The following is a 12,235-nucleotide window of genomic DNA, read 5'->3' as shown; positions in this document are numbered from 1 at the left end:
AGATTGAATATAGGAGGGGTCGTCGAAAAGCTTAGTGCGCGGCGGCCCCTTCTTGTGCTTCTGTAGTGAGGTTTTGAGAAACCGCATTGAATGAAACACTTAGTTCCTCGGTGACGATATAGAATAGAACGACTGTCGTAGGTAAATCTTATCGGTGCCCCTTTTCTTTAGAGGTGCCGATATTTCGCCGATCACTGAGAAGGTTTTATACGTATGGATTCTCGCCAGGGTGCCAAAAACGCGATGACCACCGAGCAGCTGCGGGTGTGGTTGCGGAACTGGGTTATCGCTACTACTGGGCTACCGGCTGAAGAGATCACAGATGACAAGCCGATGCAGTCTTTCGGCCTGTCGTCCCGTGATGTTGTGCTGCTATCCGGCGAGTTGGAGAACCTCCTCGGTGTTCAGCTTGACGCAACAATTGCCTATGAATATCCGACTATCACGGCGCTGTCTAAGCGCCTGGTAGAGGGTGCTCCCCGCGAGCAGGCTGCGCGTTTGCAGACACTCACCCGCACCTCGAATACCCCAGGTAGCCACGACATTGCGATCGTGGGCATGGCGGCCCGTTACCCAGGTGCACACAACATCGATGAGATGTGGTCCATGCTCGTTGAGGGGCGTGACGGCATCACCGATCTTCCCATTGGACGTTGGTCGGAATATGCCGCCGATGAGGTCACGACCAAAAAGATGGCCGACATCGATTTCCGGGGCGGTTACCTGGACGATATTTCCAGCTTTGACGCCGAGTTTTTCGGGCTGTCACCACTAGAGACCGTGAACATCGACCCGCAGCAGCGCATCATGCTTGAGCTGACGTGGGAGGCATTGGAGCACGCACACATTGCGCCCTCCAGCTTGCGCGGGGAACCGGTAGGCGTGTTCGTTGGTTCTTCCAGCAACGACTACGGCATGCTGATCAGTGCCGACCCTTCTGAGTCTCATCCTTATGCGCTCACGGGAACCGCCAGCTCGATTATTCCTAACCGCATCTCCTATGCGTTTGACTTCCGCGGCCCATCGGTCAACGTGGACACCGCTTGTTCCTCCTCGTTGGTGTCTGTGCACCAAGCTGTTCGAGCGCTGCGCGAGGGAGAAGCCTCCGTGGCTGTGGCAGGTGGCGTGAACATCCTCGCTGCGCCTTTTGTGTCTACAGGCTTTGGCGAGTTGGGCGTTTTTAGCCCCACCGGAAAGATCCATGCTTTCTCCAATGACGCAGACGGCTTTGTGCGTTCCGACGGCGCCGGCGTACTCATTTTGAAGCGCGTCCAGGATGCCATTACGGACGGCGACACGATCCTCGCCGTGATCAAGGGCTCCGCAGTCAACTCCGATGGACACTCTAACGGCCTGACTGCGCCAAACCCTGACGCACAGGTGGATGTCCTGCATCGTGCGTATAGCGACGCTGGCGTGGACCCTGCGACTGTGGATTACGTGGAGGCGCACGGCACCGGCACGATCCTCGGTGATCCCATTGAGGCCACCTCCCTGGGCAAAGTCCTGGGCCCCGGACGCGATTTTGCCACTCCCACGCTGCTTGGCTCAGCTAAGACAAACTTTGGGCACACCGAGTCTGCTGCAGGCGCTGCAGGCCTGATCAAGGTTGTGCTCTCTATGACTAACGACGTGCTGCCGCCGTCACTCAACTACACGGCACCGAACCGCTACGTTGACTTTGACGCGGAGCACCTTGAGGTCATCGAGGACCCACGCGAATGGCCACAGTACTCGGGCCACAAGATCGCAGGTGTGTCTGGATTCGGCTTTGGCGGAACCAACGCGCACGTGGTCGTGTCCTCCTTTGTTCCCGAAGAATACACTGCTCAGCAGCAGCCCACCCCGCAGCTCATAGATCCCGAGAACCCGAATGCGGTCACTCTTGAGGTATCGGGCTTGCTGCCGTCGCGACGCAGGGAAGTCGCTGCACAGCTTGCAGATTTCTTGGAAGGTCGTGCAGATGAGGACCTGATTAAGGTTGCGCGTAGCGTCGCTAAGCGTAATCATGGGCGCTCTCGTGCCGTGGTTCACGCAGACACCACCGAGGACGCGGTGAAGCGTCTGCGCCAGGTCGCGGAAGGCAAGATCAGCGCCGGCATCGCTGCCGCAGATTCGCCGGCTACCGTCGGCCCCGTCTTTGTGTACTCCGGTTTTGGTTCCCAGCATCGCAAGATGGTGAAGAACCTGGTGGCTATGTCCTCCGAGTTCCGGGCACGTCTGGAAGAGCTTGATCAGCTGGTAGCTTTTGAATCGGGCTGGTCCATCCTGGACATCGTCGCTGACGACGAACAGACGTATGACACTGAAACCGCACAGGTGGCTATCACCGCAATCCAGATCGCGCTGACTGATCTTCTGGCTTCCTACGGGGCGCACCCAGCGGCAGTGATGGGTATGTCCATGGGCGAGATCGCAGCGGCATATGCAGCCGGTGGTCTTAGCGCTGAGGAAGCTATGCGTATTGCTTGCCACCGTTCCAGGCTCATGGGTGAGGGCGAGAAGTCTCTTCCGGAGGATGAGCTCGGCGCAATGGCCGTGGTGGAGTTCTCCGTGGAGGCGCTCGACGAGTTTATTGCCACCCACCCAGACTTCGCAGGCATTGAGCCTGCCGTTTATGCAGGACCGGGCATGACCACAGTGGGAGGCCCACGAGAGGCAGTGGTGCGTCTTGTGGAGAAGTTAGAGTCGGAAGAGAAATTCGCTCGACTTCTTAACGTTAAGGGCGCCGGGCACACGAGTGCTGTCGAGCCGCTCCTTGGCGAACTCGCCGCGGAGACCTCGGACATCACCCCGCTGCCGATCACCATTCCACTGTTTAGCTCTGTGGATCGGGGAGTCACATATCCTGTGGGTTCCGTGGTGCACGGTTCGGACTATTGGCTGCGGTGTACCCGTCAGGCGGTGTGGTTCCAGGACGCCACCGAGCAGGCGTTTGCGGCAGGGCACACGATGTTGGTGGAAATTTCGCCGAACCCGGTTGCCTTGATGGGCATGATGAATACGGCGTTCAGCGTCGGTAGGGGCGATGCACAGCTTCTGTTCGCGCTCAAGCGCAAGGTGAGCGAGGCCGAGTCGATTCGAGACCTCCTGGGCAAGATGTATGTCCAGGGTGCTCCGATAGATTTCAGCCGTCTCTACGGAGAAGGCGACACCATTCACGCTCCCCATATCCCGTGGAAGCGCCAACGGTATTGGACCGCTGCACGCCCGTCATCGGGCAACCACGCAGCATTGCCTGGCACAAAGGTGACTTTGCCTAAGGGTGCGGTGGCCTTCTCCACCACGGCTGACCTGGTTCCTTCTGCAGCAGCGCTCTTGGAAGCAGCCGTTGAGGCTGTTCTTCCGGGAGCTACGCTTATCGCAGTCGAGGAGACGGGTACGTTGCCGCCGTCCGGCGACCTGACCACTGTGGTCACTCGCAACATCGGTGGTGTGAGCGTAGAGATTCACCGCGTTATGGGCGACACCACCGTTGCTGTCGCAGAGGGCTTTGCCACCGCTGTGGCACTGGCAGCTGATTCTTTTGAGACTCCTGCGCCGCTGACTCAGGATATTCCGGTAAACCAGCCGGAACAGCCTTCTGATTTTGTGGGAGAGTCCCTGCGCTGGGATCCCGCCAGCGGGGAAACCGTGGAGCAGCGGATGCGCGCTATCGTCTCCGAGGCGATGGGCTATGACGTGGAAGATCTTCCGCTGGAACTGCCTCTTATTGACTTGGGACTGGATTCCCTGATGGGTATGCGCATCAAGAACCGCATTGAGTATGACTTCCAGATTCCGCCGCTGCAGGTGCAGGCGCTTCGCGACGCTTCCGCGGCCGAGGTAGTCACCCTGGTAGAAGGATTGGTTGCTGCCAAGCCTGCTGGCGACGACACCGCTTCCGCCGCCACCACGGACGCGGAGAGCACCCCGTCACCGGTACCCACTGTGGTGGAGAAGAGCGAAGCACCCCGCGACGGTGCTAAAGGCGTGGGAGTGGCTCCGCGTGATGCGTCGGAACGCCTAGTCTTTGCTACCTGGGCGGGAATCACGGGCGCTGCCGCAGCGGGCGTGACCAGCGAGCTTCCGTCAATCACCGAGGAACAAGCCAAGGACATTGCTGAGCGGCTCACCGAGCGCGGCGGCATTGAAGTGACCACAGAGCAGGTTTTTGCAGCTGAGACTCTAGAGCCGCTGGCCAACATTGTTCGCGAAGGACTGGAAACCGACGTGGAAGGCAATATCCGCGTGCTGCGCGCGCGTCCGGAAGGCTCGACCGCCCCGGCTGTGTTCATGTTCCACCCAGCCGGCGGATCTTCGGTTGTGTATCAACCGCTGATGCGACGACTGCCGGCGGAGGTTCCCGTTTACGGTGTGGAGCGCCTTGAGGGTGCTTTGGATGACCGTGCGGCTCAGTACCTGGATGAGATTAAGCACTACTCCGATGGGCTTCCTGTTATTTTGGGTGGCTGGAGCTTTGGCGGCGCGTTGGCCTATGAGGTAGCGCATCAGCTGCAGGGTAGTGGCGTAGAGATCGCCACAATTGCTCTGCTGGATACTGTTCAGCCAAAGAACCCCGCGCCAGACACGATGGAAGAGACCAAGAAGCGGTGGGAACGGTACTCGGCGTTTGTCAAGAAGACCTATGGTCTTGACTTCCCCGTGCCTTATGAGCTCTTGGAAACCGCTGGTGAAGACGCTCTTCTGACCATGATGAGTGAGTTCTTGGCCAATATGGATGCCTCCGAGCACGGTCTTTCTGCTGGTGTGTTGGAGCACCAGCGCGCCTCCTTTGTAGATAACCGAATCTTGGACAAGATGGATCTGCAGCGTTGGGCCGGTGTGAAGGCTCCGGTGATCCTGTTCCGTGCGGAACGCATGCACGATGGGGCGATTGAACTTGAGCCGGCGTACGCTGAGATTAATCAGGACGGTGGTTGGTCGGCTATCGTGGAGCAGTTGGACATTGTGCAACTGCGCGGTGATCACCTTGCGGTGGTCGATGAGCCGGAAATCGCTACGGTGGGCCTTGAGCTGACCAAGCGAATTGCAGAACTGCACAGCAAATAATCCCCCAAGCAGGTGACTGACTAAGTGAGCATGAAGACAACTGCGGAAAAGCTAGCTGACCTACGCGCGCGCCTTGAAAAGGCCCAGGATCCGGGCAGCGAGCGTGCCCGCGCGAAGCGCGACGAGGCAGGTTTTACGACCCCTCGTCAGCGTATTCAGCGACTCCTTGACGACGGCTCTTTCGTAGAAATCGGCGCACTTGGCCGTACTCCCGACGAAAAAGATGCCCCTTACGGTGACGGCGTGGTCACCGGATACGGGCGTATCGACGGCCGCCCCGTGGCCATTTACGCCCACGACAAGACGGTGTATGGCGGTTCCGTGGGCGTGACCTTTGGTCGTAAGGTCTGTGAGGTCATGGATATGGCCATCAAAATTGGTTGCCCGGTGATCGGCATCCAGGATTCTGGCGGTGCCCGCATCCAGGATGCTGTGACCTCGCTGGCCATGTATTCGGAGATCTCCCGCAGGCAGCTTCCGTTGTCTGGTCGTAGCCCGCAGATCTCCATCATGATGGGTAAGTCCGCCGGCGGTGCTGTCTATGCGCCGGTGACCACTGACTTTGTGGTGGCCGTCGATGGGCGTGCAGAGATGTACGTTACTGGCCCCGCCGTGATCAAGGAGGTCACTGGCGAGGACATTAGCTCTCATGATCTGGGTTCGGCTCGTCAGCAGGAACTCAACGGCAACGTCTCCTATGTGGCTGCCGATGAGGAGGACGCATTCAATTATGTCCATGATCTTTTGCAGCACCTTCCGCTGTCCTGTCAGGATCCCAACCCTGGGTATTGGGCGCCTGCGGACGAGGACCTCACCGGCGACGAGGTCTTGGATACCTTCATGCCGGATGACACCAACGCCGGCTATGACATGCATGACCTGCTCAAGCGTCTTTTTGACTCCGATGATTTCCTTGAGGTGCAGCCGAACTTCGCCCCTAACCTGATCACGGGGTTTGCGCGTATCGACGGCAAATCTGTGGGCGTAGTGGCCAACCAACCACTGGAGTTCGCCGGCTGTATCGATGCTGATGCTGCTGACAAAGGCGCTCGGTTTATCCGCATCTGCGACGCCTACAACATCCCCGTTTTGTTCGTGGTAGACACCCCCGGCTACCTGCCGGGCGTGGACCAGGAGAAGGCCGGACTGATTCACCGTGGTGCCAAGCTGGCCTTTGCGCTGGTGGAAGCTACGGTTCCTAAGATCTCGTTGATCGTGCGCAAGGCCTATGGCGGAGCGTATGCGGTGATGGGATCCAAGAACCTCACTGGTGACATCAACCTGGCATGGCCAACCGCGCAGATCGCCGTGATGGGCGCTGCGGCAGCTTCCGTGATGATCCAGGGCAAGCAGCTGGCCATGATCGAGGATGAGACGCAGCGGGCGTACATGAAGAAGGTCTTCATGGATTTCTACGATGAGAACATGACCAGCCCTTATGTTGCTGCCGAGCGTGGCTATGTCGATGCGATGATCCAGCCTCATGAGACGCGCATTGCTTTGCGACGCGCCATGCGCCAGCTAGAAACCAAAGATCTGCACGACCTGCCTAAGAAGCACACCATCGCGCCTATGTAGTGCTGTTGAGCACTTATATGGCGCATATGAGTATCCCTCCTGGTTTAAACCAGGAGGGATACTCTTGTATTAGCTATATTGTTCTGCGTATTCGGCTGCTTTTTTGTCCAGCCAGCGTCCTGTTACTTTGCCAAAGACGATGGCAGCGATCGCCATGACCAGGACGGCTCCGCCGAGCACCCAGGAAATATCGTTAATCCAGGTATGAGCGGCTTTTCCTAAAAGACCGACCATGAGGGTGACAGTTCCTGCCCACGCTATAGCGCCTACAACGTTGGCAAAAAAGAAGTGGGGATAAGACATGCGGGTCACGCCCGAGAGCGGTCCGGCGAGAATGCGGAGCAACGCGATGAAGCGGCCACCGAGGACTACAGGAACCCCTTTAGTGCGCATGAGGTGTTCCACATAACGCATCCTGTTGGGAGACAAATGGCGGGGGAAGCGTTTTTCCAACCAAGCAGTAAGGTGATGTCCGTAGCGGTGTCCCAGGGAATAACCTATGTTATCGCCGATAATCGCACCGATGCACGCTGCGGCGAAGACCCAGTGCAAATGAATGTTGGCAGCGTGGGTCGTGGATAGGAGCGACGCCGCGATTACTGCGGTTTCACCGGGAATAGGGATTCCGATGCTCTCAATCAACACTCCGAATCCTACGACTGCATACACAATTGCTGGGCTAAGCCCCGTAAGAAAAGTCTCCACTGTCATTGTGTTTAGGTTAGTCGAATATGCTGGGAAGAGAGAGCTGTGTTAATGATGAGTTCCCTCTTAAACCCTGGGGGCGGGGTACGAAAGTCGTGTGAATATGCTCGCAGGGTTATCAAGAGTCCTACTTGTTTGGCGTGAAAGCGTCTTTAATGCCGTCTGTTGGCACGCTGTAATGCTCGGCAACTTTCTGCATAATGGCGAGCCATTCCGCGGAGCGGAGACCTTCATATTTTTGACGGCGCTCTGGACCTTCTGTACGGCCTGGATAAAGGCTTCTTCCTTGGACGTTTGTGCGTCGAAATACTGCTCAGTCAGCGCATCTAGCATCTCCATGATGCGCTCTTTGACTGTGGTGGCGTCATTGCGAGCAAAATCGATTGCTGTCTGTAGTTCCTTTGCCGCATGCTCTTTGTCTGGAGCGCTTTGGATGAAGGACTCAATCTCGCCCTCTTCCGGGACGTAGTTGTTGAGTACTCCCTGTCCTTCATGCTGGATATAGGCGACGGGGCCCTGAGAAGTGGTCTTGGTAAGCAGCTCTGTCGCTTCTTGGAGCTTCTCTTCGTGAGTCTTGGGGGCCTATTCGGCGTCCTGCGTTGCGGTCACTGCGTCCACAAGACCTGTATCTGCTGCTAGCGCAGGAGCGGCGGGGGATATGATGGCAGCGGCGAGAATGCCGCTGACGATAAAGGGGATACGGCGTGAAGACCTAGACATAGAAACCTCTTTGCTGTGTTGTTCTGGATGGTGTTCTGAATCGAGATCCATTCCCAAAGGCCGCAAAGAGCCCTCGGAAAAGGAACCTAAAGTATGCGATTACTTGCAGAAATTAACATAGCAAAAAGTATAAGTTAAGGGAATGCTTATTTTTGGGGCGTTTTGTTAAGCATTTTCCGTGGTGCGGCGCATCTTACCTGACACAACACGCCAACCTAGGAGCAAGATTCCACTCATTACTGTGGCGACGATCATGAAGGACCAGTGGGGAACCTGACCGTGACGGATACCCCATACGGTGAGGCCGGCTGCCGCAGTGGCGCCCCAAACAATAGCGCCATTACCCAAGGCCAGCGGGTTGCGGGCGCGTATGAGAAGCCATCCCAGGGCTGTTCCGATGAGGAATGGCCACCAGGTATCGAGGATCTGGATTATGCCCAGGCCGCCGTGTGCAGCACGGGCGAAGATGGCGAATGCTAGGACGGCGATAACGTCGTACCAGAAGTACTTCATGGGGTTGCGGTCTCCTTATAAGGTTCGTTGTCTTGATCACCATAGCTTGCGCGTATCCCGCCGCGGGCAACGGTGATGAAGTAAATGATCCAGCCGATGACCGTGATGAGAGCAAAAGACAAAATGCGGTAGACAAAGACCGCTCCAAAGGCCGTCGATACAGTCATGCCCACCGCCACGAGGCTCGCTGTCATAGCGGCCTCGACGGGGCCCACGCCAGCCGGGGTGATCTGTGCAGTGCCCACAATTTTTGCGGTGACAAAGGCGAGAGTCACGCCTAGGAATGAGGGAATCTCACCGACGCGTTCCAGCCCAGGGAGGTTGCCCGTAACGGCCCAGATACACAGCCAGAGGCTGGCGACGTCGAAAAGCCAGTTGGAGAGCGAGAGCAGCGAGACCACGCGAAAACGGCTGGGGGTGAGATGCACGGCGTCGAGCTGGGAGATCTGCCCCTTGATGGTGGGAATCCAGCGCTCGGGGTCCTTGCGCATGAGGCGGTTAAAGGCGCGGACGACGCCGGTGGCGTAGCGGCTGGTGGTGCGCGGGTTATTAGTTGCTGCATAGAGCAAAACGGAGACGCTGATCATAACGCCAGCGGTGCCCAATAGGGGCCATATGCTGAACTGGGCGCCCATGAATAAGACGCCGACAATCCCCAAGGCCACTAGCCAGAGCGTAGACAGGGCGCCGGAAACCACGATAAACCACGAGCTCACGAGGATGCTTATACCCCAGGTGCACATGGTTTTGAATTGGTACACCGTGGAAATTGCTGCGCCCCCGGGGAACGTGCCTGACCAAGAGTTGGCGATGAACACCAGCTGAGTGGTGTGCAGCAGGCTGACTTTGGACCCGCCGGCCCGGAGGAGCTGTCGCATGACTTCGGCCATCGCGATCAATGAGATGAGAACCGCGACGACGGACAGAACGAGCCCAGTGTTGTTTGCCTCTAGTACCTCGTGGTATCCCTCGGCGAGGAATGGCATTTTGTCGCGTAGCAAGAAGGCGGCGATCGCAAGGATCACCAGCGGTCCTAAAAACCGTACCCACTTGTTATGCCACCATCGGGCTCTAATGTTCTTCACGCAGACGCTTCACCAGCTCAGAGAAGGGGACGAGCTCGTTATCCTCGGAGGCGATGCGCCCGGATCGGCCTGCGGTCCGGGGGTCCACCACTGTTGTGTCGGAGACTAGGGTCTCGCGTCGCGAATGATGGAGTTTGCGCTTCGGGGTATGTGAGCCTTGCCCCTCTACTGTATCGGCGCCTCCCGCATTGTGCGATGTAGCAGGTGTGCTGCCCCATGTGCGCTTTGGATTAAAAGCGGGTGCGTCAGTGCGAGGCGGAGTGCGCGGAGGCATGGGCCGTGGAGGCGTAGGCCGTGGCGCAGCCGGTCGCTGGGGAGCGGGGGGTTCCTTCACTGGGGCCATAGTGCTCGTGTCGTCCATGTAGGCGGATACTGGCACGCGAGGCTGTGCGGGTTCGACGCGCCTAGCAGGCTTATCGCCGCTCTCCACCGGCCGAGAAGCAACAGGCAGTGGCTCAGGGGCGGAGTTATGGCCCATGGCTTCGGAGGCTCGTTTGACCCATCGGGGAGCCCACCAGTTGTCTTCACGCAGCAGATGCATGACCGCTGGGACCAGAAGCATGCGGATGATGGTGGCGTCGAAAAGCAATGCTACGACCATGCCAAACGCGATGTACTTCATCATCACGATCTCAGAGAATCCAAACGCGCCACAGACCACGATCATGATCAGCGCAGCAGCCGTAATGATGCCACCAGTGTGGGCGGTGCCGTACTTGATGGCCTCGTCGGTGGATTCGCCGTTATCGCGCGCCTCCACCATGCGGGAGACCAGGAATACCTCGTAGTCGGTGGATAGGCCGTAGACAATCGCCATGATGAGAACCAGGACGGGACTCATCAACGGGCCGGCGGAGAAGTTGAAGAGGCTGGAGCCGATGCCGTCCACAAACATCGCGGTGAGGATGCCCAGGGTGGCGCCCATTCCCAGGATGGTCATGATGATGGCCTTGGCCGGCAGGATCATGGAACCGAACACCAGAGACATCAAAATGAACGTGGCTAGCACGATGTAGATTGCCATCCACGGCAGCTTCTCGAAGAGCGCCTCGATGGATTCAACTTCCATTGCCGGGGTGCCTCCGATGTGCACGCTGACCCCTTCGGGGACCTCGATGGCCCGGAGCTGCTTCACCACGGACTCGTTGTCTTTGCGCTCGGCGATGCCGGCAGAAAGAACGGTGGTGCCGTCTTTTGTGGCGGTCGACGGCTTGAACCTATCTGTGAGGCCCGTGACCGTGTTTGCTTGCTGATACACCTTGATCAGTTGATCGTTAGTGGCGTTGGAGACCACCAGTTTGATGGGTTCTGTGCGGAAAGCAGGGAATTCCTGATCAAAGGTGGACTGAGCCTTGCGGACGTCGCTGTTGGGCGGCAGATAGGTCTCGTTGATTCCACCGAATGTGATTCCAGCGAGTGGCACCGTCAACGCGATCAGAAGGAAGACCACAGATACAACGACGGTCTTGGAACGCTTCATGGCCCACGCGGGTAGCTTGTACCACCAGGTATCGGCGAGTGTGCGAGCGCTGCGCTTAGTCCGGCGTAGCGTCCACTTGTCGATCCTTGTTCCCAGCATCGCGAAGATCGAGGGCAGCACCGTGATGGACAGCAAAGCGGCGAGGCCGACGGCACTGATGGCACCGTAGGCCACCGACTTGAGGAATGCCTGCGGGAAGACCAACAAACCAGAAAGGGCCACGGCCACCATGGCAGCAGAGAAAACTACGGTCTTTCCGGCTGTGGATGTGGTTATGCGCACGGCATCGCGAATATCCCGGCCCTGGTCCATTTCCTCACGGAATCGGGACACCATGAAAAGGCCGTAGTCGATGGCTAGGCCCAAACCAAGCAGCGTGACCACGGACTGCGCGAACACATTCACTTGCGCGAAGCCAGCGAGAATGGACAGCACGCCGAGAGAACCCAAAATGGAGAGAATGCCCACGATAAGTGGCATGAAAGCGGCTACCACCGAGCCGAAAACGAACAACAGCAAAATTGCCACGAGCGGAAGCGCTACGACTTCCGCACGTTTAATGTCTCCCGCCATGCCGGAATCTAGGGCGTCGGCGACCGCAGTGGCTCCGGCGACTTGGACGGTTACTCCATCAAATTTCGGCTTCAGATTTCCTTTGATCGCTCGGAAATCTTTCAGTGTCTGCTCGTGGTCTCCCCTGAGAGAGACTGCGGCAAAGGCCGTTTTTCCGTCCTTGGATAGCAACTGAGCATTGCGATTATCAAAGTAGGATGTGACGTCTGCGATCTGGTTGGGATGTAAAGCTTTGAGGTCGCTCAGATAGCGCTTGATCTCATCGAAGTTCTTGTTCTTAGCTATTCCGTCTTCGGAAGAGAAGAGGAGAACAACGTCGCCGGAGTTGTCGCGGCCAAAGACTTCTTGCTCAATGTTGGCAGCCTGAGTCGAGGAAGAACCGGGATCGTCCCAGCCTTCTTGGCTCATGCGGTCGGCAAGGCGGATGCCAAAGATGCCGTAGATCGCCACGATAAACACGACGATTGCTACGGGCACCACACGACGGTGGCGGTAAGCGAAGTCTCCCCAGCGTGAGAACATGTGTATC

Annotated in this window: 6 protein-coding genes and 2 pseudogenes; 3 read left to right on the top strand and 5 right to left on the bottom strand. The window is 57.8% G+C overall.

All coding sequences use genetic code 11. The features are described 5' to 3' along the window. Window positions 1-213: 213 nt before the first annotated feature. From CBE74_RS23645 to CBE74_RS23640, 3 genes and pseudogenes are all read left to right on the top strand, one after another. A pseudogene (locus tag CBE74_RS23645) lies at window positions 214-3,855 on the top strand (beta-ketoacyl synthase N-terminal-like domain-containing protein); the annotation flags it as partial. Between the two features lie 117 nt (window positions 3,856-3,972). Next, window positions 3,973-5,052 (top strand): annotated as a pseudogene (locus CBE74_RS24795) (alpha/beta fold hydrolase); the annotation flags it as partial. A 30-nt stretch (window positions 5,053-5,082) separates the two neighbouring features. Further along, on the top strand, window positions 5,083-6,630 hold the full coding sequence (locus tag CBE74_RS23640) for an acyl-CoA carboxylase subunit beta (RefSeq protein WP_087454678.1): 1,548 nt from the start codon (window positions 5,083-5,085) through the stop codon (window positions 6,628-6,630). Between the two features lie 69 nt (window positions 6,631-6,699). Here CBE74_RS23640 and CBE74_RS23635 read toward each other — a convergent pair whose 3' ends face one another. The 5 genes from CBE74_RS23635 to CBE74_RS23615 form a co-directional block, all read right to left on the bottom strand. Next, window positions 6,700-7,341: a DedA family protein gene (locus tag CBE74_RS23635; protein ID WP_087454677.1), complete on the bottom strand. Its 642-nt coding sequence runs from the start codon at window positions 7,339-7,341 to the stop codon at window positions 6,700-6,702. Between the two features lie 576 nt (window positions 7,342-7,917). Next, complete coding sequence (locus CBE74_RS23630) at window positions 7,918-8,055, bottom strand: hypothetical protein (RefSeq protein ID WP_225870164.1); 138 nt, start codon at window positions 8,053-8,055, stop codon at window positions 7,918-7,920. Window positions 8,056-8,220: 165 nt separating this feature from the next. Then, entirely contained in the window at window positions 8,221-8,568 is a 348-nt protein-coding gene (locus tag CBE74_RS23625; protein WP_087454676.1) for a DUF3054 domain-containing protein, read from the bottom strand. After that, window positions 8,565-9,593, bottom strand: coding sequence for a lysylphosphatidylglycerol synthase transmembrane domain-containing protein (locus CBE74_RS23620; protein ID WP_087454675.1), 1,029 nt, complete (start codon window positions 9,591-9,593; stop codon window positions 8,565-8,567). The genes CBE74_RS23625 and CBE74_RS23620 overlap by 4 nt, the downstream gene beginning before the upstream one ends. 46 nt (window positions 9,594-9,639) lie before the next feature. Continuing rightward, entirely contained in the window at window positions 9,640-12,228 is a 2,589-nt protein-coding gene (locus CBE74_RS23615) for an MMPL family transporter (RefSeq protein ID WP_087454674.1), read from the bottom strand. Window positions 12,229-12,235: the final 7 nt, after the last annotated feature.

Origin of the sequence: Corynebacterium silvaticum (genome assembly GCF_002162115.2) — a bacterium.
GTDB lineage: Bacteria > Actinomycetota > Actinomycetes > Mycobacteriales > Mycobacteriaceae > Corynebacterium > Corynebacterium silvaticum.
This window is presented reverse-complemented; position numbering and strand designations above follow the sequence as displayed.